General features: G+C 74.6%; 20 protein-coding genes. 12 read left to right on the forward strand and 8 right to left on the reverse strand.

All coding sequences use genetic code 11. From position 1 onward, the window contains the following. Positions 1–814 precede the first annotated feature (814 nt). The 3 genes from KK483_RS30925 to KK483_RS30935 all read left to right on the forward strand — a co-directional run bounded on the left by KK483_RS30925 (position 815) and on the right by KK483_RS30935 (position 4,081). Positions 815–1,399, forward strand: a complete 585-nt coding sequence (locus tag KK483_RS30925; RefSeq protein ID WP_262009758.1) for a TIGR03086 family metal-binding protein — start codon at positions 815–817, stop codon at positions 1,397–1,399. Positions 1,400–1,603: 204 nt separating this feature from the next. Next, positions 1,604–2,824 (forward strand): aminotransferase class I/II-fold pyridoxal phosphate-dependent enzyme, encoded by a 1,221-nt coding sequence (locus KK483_RS30930; RefSeq protein ID WP_262008511.1) that lies wholly within the window; start codon positions 1,604–1,606, stop codon positions 2,822–2,824. A 57-nt stretch (positions 2,825–2,881) separates the two neighbouring features. After that, entirely contained in the window at positions 2,882–4,081 is a 1,200-nt protein-coding gene (locus tag KK483_RS30935) for an MBL fold metallo-hydrolase (protein ID WP_262008512.1), read from the forward strand. Between the two features lie 226 nt (positions 4,082–4,307). On the opposite strand, the gene KK483_RS30940 is transcribed toward KK483_RS30935, so the two are convergent. Together KK483_RS30940 and KK483_RS30945 are read right to left on the reverse strand one after the other, a co-directional pair. Further along, entirely contained in the window at positions 4,308–4,961 is a 654-nt protein-coding gene (locus tag KK483_RS30940) for a DedA family protein (protein WP_399016234.1), read from the reverse strand. 23 nt (positions 4,962–4,984) lie between these two features. After that, positions 4,985–5,758 carry an MBL fold metallo-hydrolase gene (locus tag KK483_RS30945; protein ID WP_262008513.1) on the reverse strand — a complete coding sequence of 258 codons (774 nt, stop codon included), beginning with the start codon at positions 5,756–5,758 and terminating at the stop codon, positions 4,985–4,987. A 151-nt stretch (positions 5,759–5,909) separates the two neighbouring features. On the opposite strand from KK483_RS30945, the gene KK483_RS30950 reads away from it, so the two are divergent. The 8 genes from KK483_RS30950 (at position 5,910) to KK483_RS30985 (ending at position 13,254) form a co-directional block, all read left to right on the forward strand. After that, positions 5,910–6,314 (forward strand): hypothetical protein, encoded by a 405-nt coding sequence (locus KK483_RS30950; protein WP_262008514.1) that lies wholly within the window; start codon positions 5,910–5,912, stop codon positions 6,312–6,314. Between the two features lie 210 nt (positions 6,315–6,524). Then, complete coding sequence (locus KK483_RS30955) at positions 6,525–8,738, forward strand: phage holin family protein (protein ID WP_262008515.1); 2,214 nt, start codon at positions 6,525–6,527, stop codon at positions 8,736–8,738. Positions 8,739–8,804: 66 nt separating this feature from the next. Beyond that, on the forward strand, positions 8,805–10,181 hold the full coding sequence (locus KK483_RS30960) for an amino acid permease (protein WP_262008516.1): 1,377 nt from the start codon (positions 8,805–8,807) through the stop codon (positions 10,179–10,181). Between the two features lie 99 nt (positions 10,182–10,280). Then, positions 10,281–10,616 carry a hypothetical protein gene (locus KK483_RS30965; protein ID WP_262008517.1) on the forward strand — a complete coding sequence of 112 codons (336 nt, stop codon included), beginning with the start codon at positions 10,281–10,283 and terminating at the stop codon, positions 10,614–10,616. Between the two features lie 54 nt (positions 10,617–10,670). Continuing rightward, positions 10,671–10,850, forward strand: a complete 180-nt coding sequence (locus tag KK483_RS30970; protein ID WP_262008518.1) for a hypothetical protein — start codon at positions 10,671–10,673, stop codon at positions 10,848–10,850. A 163-nt stretch (positions 10,851–11,013) separates the two neighbouring features. Then, the gene (locus KK483_RS30975) at positions 11,014–11,319 is read left to right on the forward strand and encodes a 4a-hydroxytetrahydrobiopterin dehydratase (RefSeq protein WP_262008519.1); all 306 of its coding nucleotides are present in this window, start codon (positions 11,014–11,016) and stop codon (positions 11,317–11,319) included. 107 nt (positions 11,320–11,426) lie between these two features. Then, entirely contained in the window at positions 11,427–12,164 is a 738-nt protein-coding gene (locus tag KK483_RS30980; RefSeq protein WP_262009760.1) for a class I SAM-dependent methyltransferase, read from the forward strand. Positions 12,165–12,351: 187 nt separating this feature from the next. Next, positions 12,352–13,254 carry a trans-aconitate 2-methyltransferase gene (locus KK483_RS30985; RefSeq protein ID WP_262008520.1) on the forward strand — a complete coding sequence of 301 codons (903 nt, stop codon included), beginning with the start codon at positions 12,352–12,354 and terminating at the stop codon, positions 13,252–13,254. Between the two features lie 245 nt (positions 13,255–13,499). Here the strand turns inward: KK483_RS30985 and KK483_RS30990 are convergent, their stop codons facing one another. Next, positions 13,500–14,336, reverse strand: a complete 837-nt coding sequence (locus tag KK483_RS30990) for an aldo/keto reductase (protein ID WP_262008521.1) — start codon at positions 14,334–14,336, stop codon at positions 13,500–13,502. 141 nt (positions 14,337–14,477) lie between these two features. Continuing rightward, positions 14,478–15,080, reverse strand: coding sequence for an NADPH-dependent FMN reductase (locus KK483_RS30995; RefSeq protein WP_262008522.1), 603 nt, complete (start codon positions 15,078–15,080; stop codon positions 14,478–14,480). A gap of 101 nt (positions 15,081–15,181) precedes the next feature. Between KK483_RS30995 and KK483_RS31000 the strand changes: the two genes are divergently transcribed. Continuing rightward, positions 15,182–16,036 carry a helix-turn-helix domain-containing protein gene (locus KK483_RS31000; RefSeq protein WP_262008523.1) on the forward strand — a complete coding sequence of 285 codons (855 nt, stop codon included), beginning with the start codon at positions 15,182–15,184 and terminating at the stop codon, positions 16,034–16,036. On the opposite strand, the gene KK483_RS31005 is transcribed toward KK483_RS31000, so the two are convergent. The 4 genes from KK483_RS31005 to KK483_RS31020 all read right to left on the reverse strand — a co-directional run bounded on the left by KK483_RS31005 (position 15,993) and on the right by KK483_RS31020 (position 23,065). After that, positions 15,993–16,760: an ABC transporter ATP-binding protein gene (locus tag KK483_RS31005; RefSeq protein WP_262008524.1), complete on the reverse strand. Its 768-nt coding sequence runs from the start codon at positions 16,758–16,760 to the stop codon at positions 15,993–15,995. The genes KK483_RS31000 and KK483_RS31005 overlap by 44 nt on opposite strands. Beyond that, on the reverse strand, positions 16,757–19,720 hold the full coding sequence (locus tag KK483_RS31010; protein ID WP_262008525.1) for an ABC transporter permease subunit: 2,964 nt from the start codon (positions 19,718–19,720) through the stop codon (positions 16,757–16,759). The genes KK483_RS31005 and KK483_RS31010 overlap by 4 nt, the downstream gene beginning before the upstream one ends. Before the next feature lie 189 nt (positions 19,721–19,909). Beyond that, entirely contained in the window at positions 19,910–21,169 is a 1,260-nt protein-coding gene (locus KK483_RS31015) for an ABC transporter substrate-binding protein (protein WP_262008526.1), read from the reverse strand. A 96-nt stretch (positions 21,170–21,265) separates the two neighbouring features. Next, positions 21,266–23,065, reverse strand: a complete 1,800-nt coding sequence (locus KK483_RS31020) for a long-chain fatty acid--CoA ligase (protein ID WP_262009761.1) — start codon at positions 23,063–23,065, stop codon at positions 21,266–21,268. Between the last annotated feature and the right edge of the window lie 30 nt (positions 23,066–23,095).

Genomic DNA, 23,095 nt, shown 5'->3' on the forward strand with positions numbered 1-23,095 from the left:
CAGCACCGCGGCAGCAGGGGCGCCGGGGGCAGGTCCCCGGCAGCACCGGCAGCACCCGCGGCACCCGCGGCACCCGCAGCACCCGCGGCATCGGTGGCACCGGCGGTACAGCGGCACCGGCGACAGCGGTGGCACCGGCAGCACTGCGGCACCGGCAGCACCGCGGCAGCAGGGGCGCCGGGGGCAGGTCCCCGGCAGCACCGGCAGCACCCGCGGCACCCGCGGCACCCGCGGCACCCGCAGCACCCGCGGCATCGGTGGCACCGGCAGCACCCGCGGCACCCGCGGCACCCGCGGCACCCGCAGCACCCGCGGCATCGGTGGCACCGGCGGTACAGCGGCACCGGGGGCAGCAGGGTCACCGGCAGCACCGTGGCACCGGCGGCACCGGCGGTACCAGCAGCAGTGGTGGCACCGGGCCACCGGTCGCACCGTGGCACCGGCGGCACCAGCGGCACCGGCGGCACCAGCGGCACCAGCGGCACCGGGAGCACCGGGAGCACCGTGGCATCGGCGGCATCGGCGGCATCGGCGGCACCGGGCGCACCGTGGCATCGGCGGCACCAGCGGCACCAGCGGCACCAGCGGCACCAGCGGCACCAGCGGCACCAGCGGCACCAGCGGCACCGGGAGCACCGGGAGCACCGGGCGCACCGTGGCATCGGCGGCACCGGGCGCACCGTGGCATCGGCGGCACCGGCGGCACCGGCGGCCGCCAGGGAACATCAGGGCCGCCGCACCGGTGACCCCGCAGGCCGTGGTGGTGCAGGGCTCGCACGGGTCCTGCGGCGCGCGCACAGTGGTCCCTATGGCTATGGACAATCGGCTTCTGGATCGGCACGCCGAGGCGCTCGCCCTCTTCACCGAGCGCGTGCACGCCGTACGGCCCGAGCAGTGGGACGCCCCCACGCCCTGCGAGGACTGGTCCGTCCGCGACCTCGTGAACCACCTGACCGCCGAGCAGCTCTGGGTGCCGCCCCTGGTGCGCGAGGGCAGGACCCTCGCCGACGTGGGCGACGCCTTCGACGGCGACGTGCTCGGGGAGCACCCCGCCGTCGCCTGGGACCGCGCCGCCTCCGCCGCGAAGGCGGCCATGAGCGAGCCGGGCGCGCTGGACCGCACGGTGCCGCTGTCGTACGGCGAGAGCGGCGTGGCCGCCTACTGCGCGCAGATGGTGGCCGACATGACGGTGCACGCGTGGGACCTGTCGCGGGGCATCGGCGCGGACGAGACACTCCCGGACGCGCTCGTCGACTTCACCGCCCGCGAGGTGGCGCCGTACGCGGCCGATCTCGTGAAGAGCGGGCTGTTCGCGACCGCCGTGCAGCCGCCGGCGGGCGCGGACCCGCAGACGAAGCTGCTCTGCCTGCTCGGACGGGATCCGTCGGCAGGGCGCTGACCACGGGGAGCGCCACCCAGCGCGGAAACGGCCCCGGCGCGGAAACGCCACCCGGCGCGGAATCGGCCCCGGCGCGGAATCGGCCCCCGGTCACGGGAATGGGCCGACCGGAGCGGCAGGACCGCCCGAACCTTCGTATAAAGGGCACGTGGGCCGGGCAGGGTTCCCGGGCGTGAGCACGGGACGTGAGCACGGAGGTGGCGCATGGAGCGGACCGATCCGGAGGGCCACGGTCCGGTCCGTTACGGCCCGCCCGCCCCGGAGCCGGGGCTCCCCGTGCTGCCCGAGCTCGCCGACGTACTCGCGGCCGCCGCCGGGCGTACGTCGACGCCGGAGCCGCCCGGCGGAGGACTCGTCCTGCGGGAGGCGGCCGCGGGCTACTGGTGGCGGCGCGGACTGCGCAGCCGCCCCGAGGAGGTCGCCGCAGCGCCGGGCGCGCAGCCGCTGCTGCTCGCCCTGCTCGCCGCGCACGGCGGCGATGTGCTGATGCCGCGGCCGTGCCCCGCCTGGTGGACACCGCAGGCCCGGCTCCTCGGCCGCCCGGCCTACCACGTGCCGACGCCCGCGGAGTGCGGCGGCGTGCCGGATCCGTACGCGCTGCTGGAGACGGTGCGCAGAGTGCGGGCAGAAGGCGGCACTCCGCATCTGCTGCTGCTGTCCGTCGCCGACGACCCGACCGCCACCGTCGCGCCGCCCGAGCTCGTACGGGAGGCGTGCGAGGCGGCCGTCGGCGAGGGCCTGCACATCGTCAGCGACGAGACCTGGCGGGACACGCTGCACCGGCCGCACGAGCGGGTGCTGCTGAGCCCCGCCGAGATGTGCCCCGACGACGTGACCGTCCTCAGCGACCTGTCGGGCGCGCTCGCCCCTCCGGCCTGGCCGGTGGCGGTCGCCCGCTTCCCCGCGACGGAGGGCGCGACGGTACGGAGGGCGAGGGTCCTCGACATCCTCACCGCGCTCGGGGCGTTCGTGGCCGGGCCGGTCGCGGTCGCCGCCGCGCACGCCCTCGGGGAACCCGCGCCGGTCACCACGAGGTCCGCTCGCGCTGCCGCCCTGCACGGTCAGGTCGCGGCGGCGGCCCACCGTGCGGTCCTCTCCGCCGGTGCGCTCGCCCGCCCCCCGCAGGCGGGCCGTCATCTGTACGCCGACCTCGGCCCGCTGCGCGGCCGCCTCGCGGCGCGCGGTGTCACCGACTCCATGGAGCTGGAGGACTACCTCAGCGTCAGCCTGGGCAGCCCGTCCCCCGGGGGCCACCGCTTCGGCGACGAACTCGGCGCCCTCCGCGTCCGGCTCGGCACGGCCGCGCTGCTCGGCACCACGCCGGAGGAGCGCCTCCAGTCCCTCGCATCGGACCAGCCCCTGGAACTGCCCCATGTGGCCCGTTCCCTCGACTCCTTCGCATCGGCCTTCGACGAACTCCGCTGACCCCTCCACCGCCAACCGCGACCCGCGATCCCCCAACCGCGCCGAACGGAGCAGCAGATGACGGACCACACGGAGCCGCCCCCGCCCCGCCCCTCCACCACCCCGCCCCGCCCCTCGACCACCTCAGTGCCGTCCCCCGGCGGTGCGGGCACCCCGGTTGTCGGCCTGCCCGTCCGCGCGGGTACGGCAGGGCCCCAGGCCGAGGCCCCGGGCGCGCCGCACCCCGCGCAGTCCGCCCAGTCCGCCCAGTCCGCGCCGGTCGCACCGGTGCCGCCCGCGCAACCGCGGCCCTTCGGGCCCGGCCGGCGGTGGCCGCGGTCGTTCGCCGGGCGGCTCACCGCGCCGTTGCCCGGTGTGAGGGCGATGGCCAGGCTGGCCAGGGAAGGCGCGTTGCGGCCCGCGGCAGCGGGGCTCGCGGACATTCCGCAGCTGCCGTTCGCGCCGGGGCCGCTGCCCGCCGCCGAGCCGGGCACCGTCGCCGTCACCTGGGCCGGGCACGCCAGCTGGGTGGTCGCCATCGGCGGGCTGACCGTGCTCACCGACCCCGTGTGGTCCCGCAGGATCCTCGGCACACCGGCCCGGCTGACCCCCGTCGGGGTCCGCTGGGAGGACCTCCCGCCCGTCGACGCCGTGGTGATCAGCCACAACCACTACGACCACCTCGACGCCCCCACCATCGCCCGACTCCCGCGCCGCACCCCGCTCTTCGTCCCGGGCGGGCTCGGACGCTGGTTCCGGCGGCGCCGGTTCACCCGGGTGACGGAGCTCGACTGGTGGGAGGCGGCCGAGCTGCCCGCCCCCGGCGGGGGAGCGGTGCGGTTCGACTTCGTACCCGCACACCACTGGTCCAAGCGCACCCTCACCGACAGCTGCCGCTCGCTCTGGGGCGGCTGGATCATCGGCGACCAGCAGGGCCGGCGGGTGCATTTCGCCGGCGACACCGGATACGGGCACTGGTTCAAGGAGATCGGGCGCCGCTACCAGGCCATCGATCTGACGCTGCTGCCGATCGGGGCGTACGCACCGCGCTGGTGGCTCAGCACCGTGCACACCGACCCCGAGGAGGCCGTGCAGGCGTTCACGGACCTCGGCGCCCGGAACATGGCTCCGATGCACTGGGCCACCTTCGTGCTCTCCGCCGAGCCGGTCCTGGAGCCGCTCCAGCGGCTGCTCGCCGCTTGGGAGTACACGGGCCTGCCGCGTGAACGCCTGTGGGACCTCCCGGTCGGCGGCTCCCGGGTGCTGCCCGTGGCCTGAAACCCACCGCCTGACACCGCCGTCTGGAACCGTTGCCTGACACCGTCGCCTGGCACCAGCCGCCTGACACCGTCGCCTGGCACCAGCCGCCTGACACGTGCCGTCCGACACCCGCGACCTGACACGTGCCGTCCGACACCCGCGACCTGACACGTGCCGTCCGACACCCGCGACCTGACACGTGCCGTCCGACACCCGCCGCCGGTCGGCGCGCCGGTGCCGCTGCTCACGCCGGGTGCTGCCCGCCCGGTGAACCGGGACGCGGCCGCCGCAGTCGGCGCCACACCGCGGGCAGACCGCTCAGCAGCAGCGTGAGCGCCACCGCCGCGACCACGCCCTCCCACGGCTCGTCGAACAGCGACCCGCCGAGGATCCCGATCAGCCCATAGGTCGCCGCCCAGGCCAGACACGCCGGCGCATCGCCCCGCGCGAACCACCCGAGCGGCATCCGCGCCAGCAGGCAGGCCAGCATCACCGGGATGCGCCCTGCGGGTGTCAGCCGGGACAGTACGAGCACGGTCGCCTTGTGCTCCTGCAGCTTGCGCTGCGCCTGCGCCAGCCGGTCCGGCGTGGCACGCTCCCGCAGCGCCGCCGGCCACCGCGACCCGTTCTTCGACGCGATCCCGCGCTGCCCGAGCCAGTACAGCGCGATGTCCCCGAGGAACGCCGCCACTGCCGACACGACGAAGACGAACACCAGCGCGAACGGCGCCGTCTGATGGAACGCCACCACCGCCGCCGAACTCACCACCGCCCCCGTCGGGATCACCGGCACCAGCGCCCCGAGCGCCACCAGCAGAAACAGCGACGGATAGCCCACGGCCTGCTGAGTGGACTCCGGCGGCAACCGCCCCACCACGTCGCCGAGCACCGGTGCCATCGGCGCCATCAGCGTCATCGGCGTCACCGGGTGACCTCCGGACGGACGCTCTCGCCGTGCCCGAGCCGGTGCACCGCCACGCTCGGCGCCAGCCGCGCCGCCTTGCGTACGAACTCGTCCCCCGGCGAGTGGAACTCGTGCGGCCTGACCGCGTCCAGCCCGATCGGCCAGTACGTGCCGTAGTGCACAGGCACCGCCGAACGGGGCGCCAGCGCCGCGAGGGCCCGCGCCGCGCGGTCGGGGTTCAGATGGCCGTGCCCCAGGAACGGGCCCCAGCCGCCGACCGGCAGCAGCGCCACGTCCACCGGACCCACCGCCTCCGCCATCTCGTCGAACAGCCCGGTGTCGCCCGCGAAGTACGTCCGCGCCTCGCCCCGGATCACATAGCCGAGCGCCGGCGAGCGCCGCGGCCCGATGGGCAGCCGCCGCCCGTCGTGCAGGGCCGGCACGGCCCGCACCCGCACCTCTCCCACGGCCACCTCGTCGCCCGGCCCGACCTCCGTGATCCGCACCCCGTCGAGCCTCCGCAGGCCCGGCACCGCACGCTGCGCCCCGAGCGGCACGACCAGCAGGGTGCCGGGCGAGAGCCGGGCCAGCGAGGGCAGATGCAGATGGTCGGAGTGCAGATGCGACACGAGCACCGCCTCGGCGACCGCGGCCTCGGGCGGCGGCAGCTCGCCGCGCCGCCGGCGCAGATGGGCGAGCCTGCCCACGAACAGGGGGTCGGTCAGCACCCGGACGCCGGAGTCCACGACCGTACAGGTGGCATGACCCCACCAGGTGACCTCCACCGGCACGCCCCGCCTCCTCGCTCCCGGCTCGTCCGGTACTCCCGGCTCTCCCGCGGTGCTCCCGGAACGAGCCTACGCCGCACGCCTGTCCCGCCCGGACGCACGGGGAGTAGGGTCGGCGGCACCGCAGGCGAGGGCACGAGGGGACGGGGCGGCCGTGGACGACGTACGAGTGGCGGCGATCGCCAGCCTGACCCCGCTGGAGGAGCTCGACAGCGACCCCTTCCTGGTCGACACCCGCAGCCAGCACGCCATGTGCGCCCGCTGGGCCGCCGACAAGGGCTACGCCGTCACCCGCGAGCTGCTGTTCTACGGGCTGCGGCCCGACCACTGCGTGCTGTGGGCCGATGTCGAGGCCGGTCTCGTCGATCTCTTCGTCGCCCCCAACGAGCGCGTCCTCGCCCGTGCGCTGACCTCCGTCGCGGAGTTCGCGGCGGAGTGCGAGCGGCGCGGCGTACGGCTGGAGACGGCCGGGCTCGACGAACCCGTGTACGACGCGGCGGCGAAGGCGAGCGTGCACCGCAGGCTCTCCATGCCGACCGCCGGATACGACGGCTGCTGAGCCCCACGAGCCGCCCCCACGAGCCGCGCCACGAACGTGCCCGCATGGCCCGCCCCCACGCCCCCCGAGCCCGCCCAGCAGTCTGCCCCGTGGGCCGCGCCGGGGCCGCTCGCGGCCTCCGCCCGGGTGAACGGGGACACTCCCCGGATTTGTGCCACGCTGGACGGTGAGCGAAGCACGGGGGCCGGGGGCGAGAGGCAGTGACACGGCGTGGGCGAACGGCGTTGGCGGACCGCTGGCGGCGCCCTGCTGCGCGTGATCGTCGTATGGGCGGTGTCCACGCTCACGATGCTCGCGCTCGCCGCGGTCCTCCCCGACTTCAAGCTCCAGTCCCCGGGCGGGGACAGCATCACCAGGGCGGCGCTCACGGCGGCCTGGGGCGCGGGCGTGTTCGGTCTGCTCAGCGCACTGGTGTGGCCCGTCCTCGTCCGTGCGCTCCTCCTCGTCTCGGCCCTGGTGCTGGGACTGCTGGTGTTCTTCCTGAACGGCTCGCTGCTGCTCATCGCCCTCTGGCTGGTCCCCGACGGGAGCGCCGCCGTGGCCCCGGAGACGGCCGTGGTCGTCGCGGCCGTCATGTCCGCCGTCGCCTCCGCCACCTCCACCGCGCTCGCCGTCCGCGACGACAACGCCTACCGGCGCCGCCTCTCCCGCCTCGCCGACCGGCGCCGCCGCCGGCGCGGCGAACGGATCGGGGGCAGCGCCCCGCCCGGCACGGTCTTCCTCCAGCTCGACGGCGTCGGGCACGCCGTGCTCGTACGGGCCGTCGAGGACGGGCTGATGCCGACCGTCGCGTGCTGGCTGGACGCGTCCCACCGGCTCACCCGCTGGCGCACCGACTGGTCCAGCCAGACCGGCGCGAGCCAGCTGGGCATCCTGCACGGCTCGAACCACGACGTCCCGGGCTTCCGCTGGTACGAGAAGGACACCGGCCGGATCATGGTCAGCAACCGCCCGGCCAGCGCCGCCGAGCTCCAGCGGCGGGCCGTCGAGCGCACCCGTGACGCCGGGCTGCTGAGCCTCGACGGTGCCAGCCGCGGCAACCTCTTCAGCGGCGGGGCCGACCAGCTCGCCCTCGTCCTCTCCGTGGCCGCCCGCCGCGGCCGCGCCAACCGCTCCCGGGCCGGCTACTTCGCCTACTTCTCCGACCCCGCCAACTCCGTGCGCACCGCCGTCTCCTTCGTCGCCGAAGTGGCCCGCGAGCTCGGCCAGTCCGTCCGCTCCCGGCTCAGGGGCGACCGGCCGCGCACCGGCCGCGGCGGCCTCTACCCGTTCATCCGCGCCTTCGCGACCGTCGTCGAACGGGATGTGGTGGTCACCGCCGTGATGGGGGACATGCTCGCCGGGCGCACCGCCGTCTACGCGGACCTCGTCGCGTACGACGAGGTCGCCCACCACTCCGGACCCCACAGCCGCGACGCGGCGAAGGTGCTGGAGCGTATCGACCGGGCCGTCGCGCTGATCGCCAAGGTCGCCGAGCACGCCCCGCGCAGCTACCGGATCGTGCTCCTCTCCGACCACGGACAGAGCCCCGGCGAGACCTTCGCGGGCACGTACGGGCTGACGCTGAGGGACCTCGTACGCGCCGGCTGCGGGCTTCCGGTGTCGCGCCGCGCCGGGCGCACCAGGAGCGGCGCGGAGGCCCGCGACGCCGCACGCGACGCGCTGCGCAGCGCGCTGCACCGGCCGGTCGGGGACGAGGACGCGGCGGAGCGCCCGGCCGGCGGCTCCGATCCGGTCGTCCTCGCCTCCGGCAACCTGGGGCTGATCTCCTTCCCCGAGCTGCCGGGGCGGCTCAGCCGGGAGCAGATCGACCGCCGTCACCCCGCCTTGCTGCACACGCTCGCCGGCCATCCCGGCATCGGCTTCCTGCTGGTCCGCAGCGAGCGGCACGGGTCGGTGCTGCTCGCCAGGGACGGGGCCGCGGGCATCGTGGAACTGCCCCTGGCCGCGCTCGACGGCACCGGGCCGCTGGCCGCCTTCGGACCCGGGGCGGCGGACGCCGTGCGGCGCACCGACTCCTTCCCGCACGTCGCGGACATCATGGTCAACTCGATGTACGACCCGGTGAGCGGCCGGGTGCACGCCTTCGAGGAGCAGATCGGCTCGCACGGCGGACTCGGCGGCGAGCAGTCGTACCCGTTCCTGCTGGCGCCGCGCGAGCTCTCCGATCCCGTCGCGGACGGCGGTGAGCTCGCGGGCGCCGAGCAGGTGCACGAGGTGCTGCGGCGCTGGCTCGGCGAGGCCCCGGGCGACGCACACGCACCTCAGGTGCCGCTCGGCGCCGAGCACGCTCCGCAGGCGCCGCCCGGCGCGGTGCACGGTTCCCGGACGCCGCCCGGCGCCGCGGAGGATCCGCGGCCGGCGGCCCCGGCGGGCGAAGCATTTCCCGCCTCCCGCCGGGCCGGGCAGGACAAAAACGAGTGATTTGGTGCAGCGTGCGACGTCGCCCGATCATGTTCGGGTTTGCACGGAGAAAGGCGCACCACCTTCATGACCATCACAGTTCCCCCCAGGGACACGATCAACGACACGATCGCAACGGTTCCAGAGGGGCAGAGCAAACACGCGCGGCGGTTCGGGCTCCCCGTCGCCACCGCTCTGGTCATGGGCAACATCATCGGCGGCGGCATCTTCCTGCTGCCCGCGTCCGTCGCCCCCTTCGGCACGATCAGCCTCGTCGCCTTCGCGGTCCTGACCGTCGGCGCGATCGCGCTCGCCCTCGTCTTCGGCCGGCTCGCCGAGCGCCATCCGCGCACCGGCGGCCCGTACGTCTACGCCCGCGAGGCCTTCGGCGACTTCGCGGGCTTCCTCGCGGCCTGGTCGTACTGGATCACCGCCTGGGTGTCGAACGCCGCGCTGGCCGTCGCCGCCGTCGGCTACCTCGACGTCCTCGTCCCGCTCCACGACTCCAAGCCCGCGACCATCGGGGCGGCCCTGCTGCTCCAGTGGCTGCCCGCCCTCGCCAACCTCGCGGGCACGCGGTACGTGGGCGCCGTCCAGCTCGTCGCGACCGTCATGAAGTTCGTGCCGCTGCTGCTCGTCGCCGTCGGCGGGCTCTTCTTCTTCGACGCCGACGACCTCGGCCCGTTCGAGGCGAGCGGCACCGGCACCGTCGGCGCGCTCTCCGCGTCCGCCGCGATCCTGCTCTTCAGCTACCTCGGCGTGGAGTCCGCCGCGGTCAGCGCGGGCGAGGTGCGCGACCCGCAGCGCAACGTCGGACGCGCCACCATCCTCGGCACCGCCGGCGCCGCGGTGATCTATCTGCTGGGCACCCTCGCCGTCTTCGGGCTCGTCTCGCACGACCGGCTGGGCGAGTCCACCGCGCCGTTCTCCGACGCCGTCAACGCGATGTTCGGCGGGGCCTGGGGCGGTACGGCCGTGGCCTGCATGGCGCTCGTCTCGATGGTCGGCGCGCTCAACGGATGGACGCTGCTGAGCGCCCAGACGCCGTACGCCGCCGCCAAGGACGGCCTGTTCCCCGCGGCCTTCGCGCGCAAGCGGCGCGGCGTGCCGACCGTCGGCGTCCTCGTGACCGTCGTGCTCGCCTCGCTGCTGACCGTCTACAACTACACCGTCGGCTCGGAAGGCGTGTTCGAGGTCCTCGTCCTCGTCACCACCTTCACGGCGACGGTGCCCTACCTGCTGTCCACCGCCGCACAGATCCACTACCTGGCCTCCGGGCAGGCACACCGTGTCAACCGGGCCCGGCTCGTCCGCGACGGCGTGCTGGCGGCGGTCGCCGCCGGTTTCTCGCTGTGGCTGGTCGCGGGGTCGGGCTACGCGGCGGTCTACCAGGGCGTGCTGTTCCTGTTCGCCGGCGTGCTCGTGTACGCGTGGATGTCGGCGCGCAAGGCGAACGCGGCGTAACGGCGTAACCGCGTAGGCCGGAAGGGGGTTTCCCGGCCCGGCGGCGGCGCGCCTGGGCGGCGGGCGGGGCACATGTGGCATGTGCAGGAGGTGTTCCCCGTGAACCGTTCCGCGCGCCGCGCCGCCGTTCGTGCCGCGCTCGTCGTACTGCTGGCGCTCGCCGCCCTGTTCGTGGCGCAGGCGGGCGCCGCCGGAACCGTACCCTCGCAGGCCGCGGAGAGCCGGCCCGCGGGCTCCTCCACGCCGGAGCAGGAGGTGGCCGGGACGGAGCAGCCGGCGCCGCCGTCCCGGGCGCAGCGCCGCATCGGGCCACCGGCCCCCGACCACCGGGCGGAGACCCCCGCGCCCGGCGCGGCAGGCCCGTGCGCGGCCACCGGGCCGGTGCTGCGGCGGCCCTCGGCGCACCCGCTGAGGTCCGTGGTCCTGCGCTGCTGAGGGCGACACCGCTCCGACGGTCCGTCACCCCTCATCACCCGTAAGGACACAGTCATGGCCATCGACCCCATTGCCGCAGTGAACGCCATCATCCGCGCCGAGGCCGCCCGTACGGGCCCGTCGGCCGAGCAGCCGGACGCCCGGTCCAGGTCCGCGGCACCGGAACCCGAACCTGAACCGGCGCCGCAGGCCGGCAGGAAAGGCCGAGCCCCGGAGACCGGGCCCGCCCGCTGAACCGCGGCCGGATCCGGTGCGGCCGGCCCGCCGCACCGGATCCGGCCCGATCCGAACGACAGCCCTGGCTCTGCCACGTGTCGGGCGCGACAGTGGTCATACGGAAGCCGTAACGTCGCCCGCAGAAAATCAGGCAATCCGGAATCCGGAGGGAGCCCTGCTCATGCCCACAGAGCCGCTGTCGCAGAAGGAGATCGAGGACCGGCTGCGCGAGCTGCCCGGCTGGTCCCAGGAGGGCGACCGGATCGCCCGCACGTACCGACTCGGCACCCACTTCGCCGCGACCGCGCTCGTCGTCCATGTGGCGCACATCCAGGACGAGCTCGACCACCACTCCGACCTCACCCTCGGCTACCACACGGTCAACCTCACCGTGAACACCCACGACGCCGGCGGTGCCATCACCGACCGCGACTTCGAGCTCGCGCGCCGCGTGGAATCCGTCGCCCCGAGCCACGGCGCGAGCTGACCGTGCTGCACGACGACGAGTCCCTGGAGACGCTGGACGAGAAAGGCACCGCCGCGGGGGCCGGCGGCGGCGCGGCAGCCGCCACGGCCGGCCCCGGCCGGGACACGCTGCTCGACTACGACCTGGAGGCCGCGCTCTACGACGCCTCGCGCGGCGGCGTGCCCCGTGCGGCCGCGGCCGCCGTGGCCGTGCTCTCGCTGGTCCCGGCCGAGGCCCGCGCGCTCCTCGACATCGGCTGCGGCACCGGCCTCGTCACCGAGCGGCTCGCCCGGCCCGGACTGCGCGTGCTCGGCGCCGACACGGCGCCGGGCATGACCCGTATCGCCGCCGCCCGGGTCGGCGCCGTGGTCCTCGCCGACGTCCGGCGGCTGCCGCTGCCCGACGCCTGCGTGGACGCGGTCAGCGCGGTGTGGCTGCTGCATCTCGTACGGGACGCCCGCGCCATCGTCGCCGAGGCGGCGCGGGTGCTGCGTCCCGGCGGGGTGTTCGTCACCACCGTCGACAAGGACGCCGGGCACGACGTGGGCAGCGACATCGACGCCGTCCTCGCGCCCTACCGCTCGACGGAGGCGTACGACCGCGCGGAGCGCATCGAGGCGTTCGGCGCGGTGCACGGCCTCTCCCCGGCCGGGGAGACGCACTTCACCGGCCACGGCCAGGGCCGCTCGCCGCGCCGCGCCGCGCAGGCGCTGCTGCGCGGCGACTACGCGCGCCGCCTGACGGCCCGCGGCGCGGTCGCCGAGAAGCTCGCCGCGGAGCTGCGCGGCCTGCCGGACCCGGACGACCCCCGCCCCGAGCCGCGCTACCGGCTGCTCGCACTGCGCAGATCCCCAGGGCACGGGTGAGGGGGCGTCACCCGTCCCCGGGCGCTGCGGCGTCCATCGCGACGCGCCGCGAAGTGCCCCACGCCCGGCCGGGCGCGGGAGCGCCGGGGCCCGGGCTCCGGCGCCGACCCCTTCCCGGTGCCGCGGCCGTTTTGCCGGAACCGCAACACGGCTCGCCAGGACCGGCCGCCGCGGGCACCCTGACGCCATGAATCGTCACCACGGCAACCAGGGCCACGGCCAGGGCCACGGCCACCACCACGACAGCACCCACATCGACTGGGACGAGATGGCCCCGCTGCTCGAACGCGGCGGCGAGATGCACCTGCCGCTGTACGCGCAGGCCGCCGCCTGGATCGGCGAGCAACTGCCCGTCGCCGGAGTGCGCCGCGTCCTCGACATCGGCAGCGGGCCGGGCGTGGTCACCTGCATGCTCGCCGAGGCGTTCCCGTACGCCGAGATCGTCGCCGTGGACGCCACCCCCGCGCTCCTCGACCGCGCCCGGGCGAGGGCCGAAGGCCGCGGACTCGGCGGGCGCGTCCGCACCCAGGTCGCCGAACTTCCCGGCGGCATCGCCGAGCTGGGCGAGGCCGACGTCATCTGGGCGAGCGGCTCGGTCCACCATGTGGGCGATCAGCGCGCCGCTCTCACCGGCCTGGCCCGCCTGTTGCGTCCCGGCGGCCTGCTGGCGCTGCTGGAAGGCGGACTTCAGCCGCGCCATCTGCCCCGCGACATCGGCATCGGCCGCCCCGGCCTCGAAAGCCGGATCGACGCGGCCGGCACCCTCTGGTTCGAGGAGATGCGCGCCGGGCTGCCGGACACCACGGCGGAGATCGAGGACTGGCGCGCCCTGCTCGGAGCGGCCGGCCTGACGCCCACGATCAGCCGCTCCTTCCTGCTGGACATCCCGGCCCCCGTCACCGCTGCCGTACGCGAACAACTCGTCTCCGTCTTCACCTGGCTGCGCAAGTCCCTGGACGGCCGGCTCGACGCCGACGACAGCGCCGTACTGGACCGGCTCCTCGACCCCGAGGACAAGGAGGGCCTGATGCACCGCCCGGACTGCTTCCTGCTGGCAGCCCGCACGGTGCACACGGCACGACGCGGCTAGGCCCTGTCGTTCGGATCTTGCCGGGCTCGCGTGCCCTGGCACTGCCGCGTTGTCGTCCGCCGCCCCCGCGCCCTTCGGGCACGGGAGGTGCCCCCACCGCGTCGATTTCCTCCTCCGCCTTGCAGCTCCACGCGCCGCTGTGACATCAGCCGCTCCGCGGCGGGCCGCTCGCTGATCCGGCCTGATCCAAACGACGGGGCCCAGGCTCTGTCCCAAAGCGGGCCCGCGGCCCGGCGTCTGCGTCGTCAGGCGCCCAGGTTGAAGGACGCCGGGTCCGGGCCCAGGCGGCGGCCCTCGTCGAGGGCGGCGAGGGCGGCGAGGTCGTCCGTGTCCAGTTCGAAGTCGAAGACCTCGATGTTCTCCCGGATCCGGGACGGGGTCACGGACTTCGGGATCACCACGTTGCCCAGCTGGAGGTGCCAGCGCAGGACGACCTGCGCCGCGGTCCTGCCGTGCTTCTGCGCGACGGCGACGACCGTCGGGACCTCCAGCAGCCCCCGGCCCTGGCCGAGCGGGGACCACGCCTCGGTGGCGATGCCGTGCTTGGCGTGGAAGGCGCGGGACTCGGCCTGCTGGAGCTGGGGGTGCAGCTCGATCTGGTTGACCGCGGGCACGACCGACGTCTCGGCCAGCAGCCGCTCCAGGTGCTCGGGAAGGAAGTTGGAGACCCCGATGGCCCGGGCGCGGCCGTCGGCGAGGACGGTCTCGAGCGCCTTGTACGTGTCCACGTAGGCGTCCTTGGCGGGCACCGGCCAGTGGATCAGGTACAGGTCGACGTGGTCGAGGCCGAGCCTGGCCAGCGAGGCGTCGAAGGCGCGGAGCGTCGCGTCGTACCCCTGATCGCCGTTCCAGAGCTTGGTGGTGACGAAGAGCTCCTCGCGGGGGATCCCGGAGGCGGCGACGGCCTCGCCGGTGCCCTTCTCGTTTTCGTAGACGGCTGCCGTGTCGATGCTGCGGTAGCCGGCCTCCAGCGCCGTGCCGACGGCCTGCGCCGCCTCGGCGTCCGGCACCTGCCAGACGCCGAAGCCGAGCTGGGGCATGGCAACGCCGTTGTTGAGGGTCAGGGAGGGGACCTTGCTCACGAGCGATCGATCCTTACGTCGTCGGTGGGTGCTCACATGGTGAACGATCACTCCGGCGGAGGCATTCCCCGCCGGACGGCCGCTTCGCCGAACACGCTATCTCCCTGTGAACACCCCCCGACGGCGGTCCCGCCCCGCCGGTCAGACGGCGCTGTACGGGCGGTCGCGGCGCGCGTCGTGGAGCACGGTGCCCCACCACTCCAGCTGGTCGAGGAGGACCTTCGCGGCGCCGTTCGGGCCTTCGGGGTCCCGCAGGGCGCCCTCGGGCGAGAAGAGCTCGTAGTAGCGGGGGAAGGACACGTAATCGCGCACCGTGTGGGCGTGCAGCTCGCCGAAGACCTGACGCAGCTGCTCGATGGCGAGCAGACCGCCGCTCGCGCCGCTGTAGCCGACGAACCCGACGGGCTTGGTCTGCCACTGGGTGTAGTGCCAGTCGATCGCCGCCTTGAGCGACGCCGGGAAGCTGCGGTTGTAGTCGGGCGTCACGACGACGAACGCGTCGGCCGCGTCGAGCCGGCGGGTGAGCTCCGCCATCCCCTCGGGCCGCGGCATGTCGGGCTCCAGGGCCGGGGGTACGGGCGGCAGCTCCAGGGGCAGCTGTGCCTCCGCCAGGTCGACGAGGTCCACCGTGAACCGGCCGTGCTGCCGGGCCCGTTCCACGAACCAGTTCGCCACGACGGGGCCGAAGCGGCCTTCTCGGACGCTGCCGAGGATCACTGCGAGGTCGAGATTCTCCGATGTCATGCCCCTCAACCTGCCGGGGCGCCGGGCGGCGGGGGAGGCCGGGCCGGGACTGGTAGTGAGAGGGCCACGATCCGCGGTGGCGCGGCTGTTACGTTCGAAGGGTGAGCGACAACGAGCTGGGTCTGTTCCTGCGCAGCCGCCGGGAGGCCGTCACCCCGGCCGAGGTGGGCCTGCCCACGGGCTCGCGGCGCCGTACGCCCGGGCTCCGCAGAGCGGAGCTGGCCACGCTCGCCGGCGTCAGTGTCGAGTACGTGACCCGGCTGGAGCAGGGCCGTGACCGCCGGCCGTCGCCGCCGGTGCTGTCCGCGCTGGCCGACGCGCTGCGGCTCGGGCCCGCCGAGCGCATCCATATGCACCGTCTGACCAAGGCAGCCGACGGCGGCTTCTCCTGCCGGGGAGGGGCGGCACCGGTGCGCACGGTCCGGGCCACCGTGCGGGCCCTGCTCGACCGGCTCGAACCCGCCCCCGCCGTGCTGCTCAACCGGCTGAGCGAGATCCTCGCCTGCACGCGGGGGTACGAACGGCTCGCGGGCCCGCTCGGACTGCTCGACGGCGACCCGCCCAACCTCGCGCGGTACGTCTTCACCGACGCGCGGGCACGCGCCGCGTTCCCGGACTGGGAGCTCGTCGCCGACCAGCAGGTGGCCGCGCTCAAACAGGGGCCGTTCCGGGCCGACGCCTCCGTCGCGATGCTCGCCGACGAGCTGACGGTCACCGCGGGGGCGGCGTTCGCCGGACGCGTGGGGACCGTACCCGGACTGCCGCGGTCCACCGGCGTCACCCGGCTCGCCCACCCGGAAGCGGGCGAGCTGCGCCTCGCGTACGAGACGCTCGACCTGCCCGCCGACGACGACCAGCGGCTCCTCGTCCACCTCCCCGCGGACGACGCCACCTCCGCGGCGCTGGACCGCCTCAGCGGCCGCCGGCCGGGGGCGCTGCGGGCGGTGTCCGGCTGACGCCCTGCGTTCCGAGGTAGGCGGCGGCCACTCTCGGGTCGGCCCGTATCTCCTCCGGAGTGCCCTCCGCGAGGACCTCGCCCAGGTCGAGGACGACGACGCGGGAGCACAGCTCCATCACGAAGGCGACATTGTGCTCGACGAGCAGGACCGCGCAGTTCCGCTCTTCGGCCGTGTGCCGGATGACGGCGGCGAGCAGGGCCCGTTCGTCCGCCGACATGCCCGAGGCCGGCTCGTCCAGGAGCAGCACGCGGGGCGGGTCGGCGAGCGCCCGCGCCAGCTCGACCATCCGCGCCTGGCCCACGGGGAGCCCGCCGGCGTACCGCTCCGCGAGCGGGTCCATGCCGCACTCGCGCAGTACCGCCGCGGCGCGCTCGCGGCGGGATGCGGCCGCGCCGCGCCGCCACTCCTGGGCGACGAGGAGATTGTCCCGCACCGTCAACTGCCCGAAGAGCTGCTGGCGCTGGAAGGTGCGGCGCAGCCCGTGCCGGGCGCGCCACACGGAGGAGCGGCGCGTGATGTCCGCGCCGGCCAGGACGATCCGCCCCTCGTCGGCCCGGCGGATCCCGGAGACCACGTCGAACAGGGTGGTCTTGCCCGCCCCGTTGGGCCCGATCAGCCCGCACACCTCTCCCGGGCGCAGTCCGAGGCCCACGCCGTGCAGCGCGCGTACGCCGCCGAACCGTACGCCGACGTCATGTGCCTCCAGGACGAACGCGGTCATCGCCGCACCTCCCGGCCGATTCCCAGGTACGCCTCCGTGAGCCGGTCGGTCTCCACCTCGGCGCGCGGGCCGCACCAGGCGACGCGGCCCTCCGCCAGATACGCCACGGTGTCCGCGATGCCGAGCACGTCGACGGCCTTCTCCTCCACCAGCAGCAGCGCGGAGCCGGCCGCGCGGAGCTCCTCGAACACCCGGAACACCTCCTCGACGACGCGCGGCGCGAGCCCGAGCGACGGCTCGTCCGCGATCAGCACGGCGGGCGGCCGCTGGAGGAGCGGGGCGAGGGCGAGCATCTGCTGCTCCCCGCCCGAGAGGGACCCGGCGAGCACACTGCGCCGGGCGGCGAGCTCGGGGAACCGGGCGTACGCCTCCTCGCGCGCGGCCCCGTCCGCCAGCTGGAGCGCGAGGTTCTCCTCGATGGTGAGCCCGGGGAAGACCCCCCGCCCCTCGGGCGCCAGCAGCACCCCGCGCCGCGCCCGCCGCACGGCACCGTCGTGGCTGACGTCCCGCCCGTAGACGTACACCCCGCCGCTCCGTGCGCCGAGCGCCCCCGCGGCGACGCGGCAGGCGGTGGACTTCCCCGCCCCGTTGGGCCCGAGCACGGCGACCAACTCCCCGGCCCGCACCCGGAGATCCACGCCTCGCAGCACATCGGCGCCGCCGTACCCGGCGTGCACGGCGACCAACTCCAGTGCGGGGGTGGTCACTTCTCCCGCCCTTGCGCCTGCGCCTGCGCGCGGAGGCGTGGGTGGCCCCCCGCTTCCCGCGACCGGGAGCAAGCCGTCGGCCCCGCCGGCCGCGTGCGGCCCGCCGCCCCCGAACTCCGCGCCATGCACCCCCGGTTCGGCCGGGTACGGCACGAAGCCGCTGTCGTAGGGCGGCTCCCCGTTCCGGGTGCCCGCCTGCGCAGCGAGGGTCTCGGCCGGGTCGGAGCCTTTCGCCGGCCGAGGCGCGGAGCTGCCGTTTCCGGGGGTTCGGGCGCGGAGCCCCCGGGCGGGGGCCCGGGTGCCCCCGGCCCCCGGCGTCCCCCCGGCCCCCGGCGTCCCCGCGGCCCGGCGGGCGTGCAGGCGCGTCGGGAGCGCCGCGCAGTAGCCGTCGGGATCGTTCGCCAGTGCCAGGCCCGCCAGGCCGAAGAGGATCACCGGCAGGTGCGAGGACTCCGTCACGTACTCGGCGAGCAGATGCGGCACCAGCGCGAAGACCAGCCCCGCCACCACCGCGAACTGCGGCCTCCGCAGGCCCGCCGCGACCACCACCGCCAGCCAGACGAGACCCGTCATCGCGGTGAAGTCGCTCGCCGTGACACGGGTGTTGTACGAGGCGTAGAGCACGCCCCCGAACCCGGCGAGCCCCGCCGACACCGTGAACAGGAGCAGCTTCGTCCGCACCACCGACACACCCGACGCCGACGCCGACGCCGCCGCGGGCGCGGAGCGCACCGCCAGCATCGCGCGCCCGGTGGGGGAGTCGCGCAGGGCGCTGAGGGCGGCGACGGCCGCCGCCACCAGGACCACCAGCGCCACGCCCATCGCCCGGTCGTCGCCGAGGTCCACAGGGCCGAGCACGGGGCGCGGGATCTCCCACCCGGCGTCGCCGTTGCGCAGCCACCGGAACTGGAAGAGCACCTGGTCCGCCAGGAAGGCCAGGGCGAGTGTCGCCAGGGCGAGCGAGCGCCCGCCCAGCCGCAGCGCCGGCAGCGCGGCGACGGCGCCGAGCAGCGCCGCCGCACACGTGCCGACGGCCGCCGCCGCCGCGAACGGCCAGCCGTGGCTCATCAGGAGACCGGCCACCAGCGCCGCGCCCGTCACGAACGTCGCCTGCGCGAGCGACACCATCGCGCCGAGCCCCGTCACCACTGTGAACGAGACGAACACCAGGGCTATCGCCAGGCCCTGCGCGAGGATCCCGCTCCAGAACGGGGTCGTCACGGTGTAGAAGGCCACCGCCAGCAGCGCGGCGGCAGCCGCCCACCCGCCCCATCTGCGCCCCCACGGCCGCCCGGCGAGATAGTCGACGGGCGGCGCGTCCGCCGCGGCCGTCCCGGCCGTCCGGCGCCGGCGGTCCATCACCAGTAGCCCCGCGAAGAGGATGAGGAACGGCACGGCGGTCCGGAAGCCGGTGATGCCTTCCGCGAAGGAGGCGTATCCCGCGACCAGGTTCTGCAGCACCCCCAGGGCGAGCCCGCCCGCGAACGCCAGCGGCACCGACGCGAAGCGCCCGAGCACGGCGGCCGTCGCCGAGACGAAGAGGAAGAGGGTGTAGTCGTGGGCCGACAGGCCCAGCAGCGGTGTGGCCAGGACGCCCGCGAGCCCGGCGAGTCCGGACGACAGCATCCACGCCACCGACGACAGCCGGTCCGCGCTGATCCCGCGCAGCTCCACGAGGTCGCGGTTGTCGACGGCCGCCCGCAGCCGCAGGCCGAGCCGGGTGTGCCGCATCAGCACCCACAGTCCGGCCGCCGCAACCGCCGTCGCCAGCCAGGTGATCAGCTGGTCCGAGTCGACGCCGACGCCGTCGAGCGGCTGCCAGGACACCGCCGGGCTCGGCCCGACCCCCGGCAGCCCGTACTGGTTCTCCGCCGGCAGCACCGGCGCGCCCGCGTCCGCCAGCAGCTCCACCGTCCACAGCCCCGCCGCGGGCAGCGCGACGAGCAGCCCGATCGTCGCGACGATCTGCGCGGTCTCACCGACCTGCGCGAGACGCCGGAACATCAGCCGGTCGAGCCCCCACCCGATCCCGGGCGCCACGACGAACACCAGCAGCAGCGCCGTCGGCACGGCCGGCCAGCCGAAGCCCGAGTGCAGCTCGTAGAAGGCGAGCGCGCAGAGATAGGCGGTCGCGCCGTGCGCGAAGTTGAAGAGCCCGGACGCCGAGTACGACAGCACGAGCCCGGTCGCCAGCAGCGCGTACAGCGCGCCGGAGACCAGTCCGCTCAGCACGAAGCCCAGCAGGTCACCCACGGCTCACACCCCCGGGCCCAGGTCGTGTCGTCGAAGTCCCGTCTGCCCGGTGACGCCTGGCACGCTCGCTCGCGGCGTTGTCGTCGGTCGTTGGTACTCCGCATGGACTCCCTCCTCCGCCTTGCGATCGCACGCACCGGACGCCGCCGGGCCCGCCCTTCGGGGTGACGACGCTGCTTTGAGCACTCCCTAGCCGAAGGGGATCGGCGGGTAGCAGCGGAACGGCGAGGCCACCTCGTACCGCCCGTTCCTGAGCCGGACGAGCGCCCCGCAGCCGAAGCTCTCCTTCTGTCCCTTGGGCTCGGCCCGGTCCCCGACCAGCGTCCCGGTGTCGGAGAAGGAGGCCGCGGCCTGCTGGAAGGACTCGACGGTCAGCTCCTTGCCCGCCTTCCGCGCGATCGCGAGGAAGAGGTCGGCGGACATGTAGCCCGTCATCATGTGCATGTTGAGGGGCACGTCCTTGCCGCCCGCCGCCTTGGCGATGTCCTCCTTGAACTGCCGCATCGCGGGGCTCCGGGACTCGAACGGCTCGAACTGGAGCAGCACGTGCGCCCCGTCCAGCGCCTGGCGTGTCGCGTCCTTGGTCAGCAGCCCCGGGTCGTAGTCCGTCGGATCGGAGATCACGCCCCTGAAGCCGGCCCGCTTGAGCGCCGTGAACAGCCCGATGTTGTACGGGGTCTGCATCACCGACACGACCGCGTCGGGCGCCTTGCCGCCGTTGGACCGCAGGATCTCCTTGGTGTACGCGGACCAGTCGTTCGGCACCGAGGCCGCGGGCACGACGGCCTTCGCGTACGCCACCCGGAAGCCGGCCGCCGTGAAGCCCTGCCGGAACGTGCGGATCCCGAAGGTGCCCGCGTCGTTGTCCGTGGCGATCAGCGCGACCGACTTGCCCCGCGCCCCGCCCAGGACCGCCTTGAGCCCCTCCGGCCAGGTCTGGTTGAGCGTGCCGCCGGGCATCGGCACGAGGCAGCCGTTGAAGCCGTAGATGTGCTTCGGCCCGCAGAAGGACGGCAGCGTGCCCCAGCCGAAGGTCGGTACCCTCTGCTGCTCCAGGAAGTCGGCGCCGGAGAAGGTCACCGAACTCATCGGCGCGACGGCGAAGACCTTGTCCCGCTGGACCAGTTTGCGGGCTGCGGCGAGATTCCTGGCCGGATCCTGGCCGTCGTCCTCGGCACCCAGGTAGTCGATGCGGCGGCCGTTGACCCCGCCCTCGGCGTTGGCGCGGTCGTAGCGGGCCCGCGCGCCGAGGTCGGTGTCCTTCTTGGAGTAGCCGCTGGCGGTGGTCATGGAGACGATGCCGCCGACCTTGATGGCATCGGCGGTCACCCCGCGGGTCGTGCTCCCGCCCTTGCCGGCCGATTCCCCCGGCGTGGCGGCGGAGTTGCAGGCGGTGGCGAGCAGCAGCGCCGCGGCGGCTGCGGCGATGGCGCGGATCGGTCGCAACACGGTCGGTCCCTCCGTCGAGTGCCCAGATTCTGGGCTCGACCTGATGGACCGTCAATAACTGATGCATCATCAGTTGCCGGGTGGCGACCCGCCGCGTCAGCGGTAGAGCGCGTCGACCTCCGCCGCGTACGCCGTCTCGATCGCCTTGCGCTTCAGCTTCAGCGACGGCGTCAGCAGCCCGTGCTCCTCGCTGAAGGGATGCGCCAGTATCCGGAAGGTGCGGATGGACTCGGCCTGAGACACCAGCGTGTTGGCCGCCACCACCGCCCGCCGGATCTCCATCTCCAGATCCGGGTCCCGCACCAGCTCCGCCGGCGCCATCGGCGCCTTGTCGCGCATCGCCAGCCAGTGGTCAACCGCCTCCTGGTCCACCGTGACCAGCGCCGCGATGTAGGGCCGGTCGTTGCCGACCGCGATGCACTGCGCCACCAGCGGATGCGCCCGCACCCGCTCCTCCAGGCCGATCGGCGACACGCTCTTGCCGCCGGAGGTCACCAGGATCTCCTTCTTCCGCCCGGTGATCGTGAGATAGCCGTCCTCGTCGAGCGAGCCCAGGTCGCCGGTGGCCAGCCAGCCGTCGTTGAGCACCGCGTCGGTCGACTTGGGGTCGTTGAGGTAGCCGGAGAAGATCTGCCCCCCGTTCAGCCACACCTCCCCGTCCTCGGCGATATGCACCGTCGTCCCCGGGATGGGCAGCCCGACCGTGCCGTACTTGGTGCGCTCCGGCGGGTTCGCCGTCGCCGCCGCGGTCGACTCGGTGAGTCCGTACCCCTCGAAGACGGTGACCCCCGCGCCCTCGAAGAACAGCCCGAGCCGGCGGTCCATGCCCGAGCCGCCGGACATCGCGTGCCGCACCCGGCCGCCCATCGCCGTGCGCACCTTGTGGTAGACGACCTTCTCGAAGAACTGGTGCTGGAGGCGCAGCGCCGCCGAAGGCCCGGGGCCCAGGCCGAAGGCCCGGTGCTCCAGGGCCTCCGCGTACCGCACCGCCACATCGACGGCCTTGTCGAACGGCCCGGTCTTGCCCTCGGCCTCCGCCTTGCGCCGGGCCGCGTTGAAGACCTTCTCGAAGATGTACGGCACGGCCAGGATGAACGTCGGCCGGAAGGACACCAGATCGGCGATGAGCGCGGCGGCCTGGAGCAGCGGCTGATGGCCGAGCTTCACCCGGCCGCGGATCGCCGCGACCTCCACCATCCGCCCGAAGACGTGCGCGAGCGGAAGGAACAGCAGGGTCGCCGCCTCGTCGCCCGGCCTGGAGTGGAAGACCGGCTCCCAGCGGCCGATGAGCGTGTCGGACTCGTACATGAAGTTGGCGTGTGTGATCACGCACCCCTTGGGCCGGCCCGTCGTCCCCGAGGTGTAGATCACCGTCGCGATGGACTCGGGCGTGACCGCGCGGCGGTGCCGGTGCACCACGTCCTCGTCGATGTGCGCACCCGCCGCGACGAGCTCGGCGACGGCGTCCTTGTCCAGCTGCCACAGCCGCTTCAGCCGGGGCAGCCGGTCGATGACCGAGCCGATCGTCATCGCGTGGTCCTCGTGCTCGACCATGCACGCGGACACCGCGGCGTCGTGCAGCATCCACAGGACCTGCTCGGCGGAGGAGGTGGGGTAGATGGGCACGGACTGGGCGCCGACCGTCCACAGCGCGAAGTCGAAGAGCGTCCACTCGTACCGCGTACGGCACATGATCGCGACCCGGTCGCCGAAGCGCACGCCGTGGGCGAGCAGACCCTTCGCCAGGGCCAGCACCTCGTCCCGGAAAGCGGCGGACGACATGTCGTGCCACTCGCCCGCGTCGTCCTTGCGGCCGAGCGCGACACGGTCGGGATCGCTCAGGGCGTGGTCGAACACGGCATCCGCCAGCCCGCCGACAGGCGGTGCCATCGCCAGGGGTGGAACCGTGAACTCACGCAAAGACCT

Origin of the sequence: Streptomyces sp. FIT100, from assembly GCF_024584805.1 — a bacterium.
In the GTDB taxonomy this organism is placed as follows: domain Bacteria; phylum Actinomycetota; class Actinomycetes; order Streptomycetales; family Streptomycetaceae; genus Streptomyces.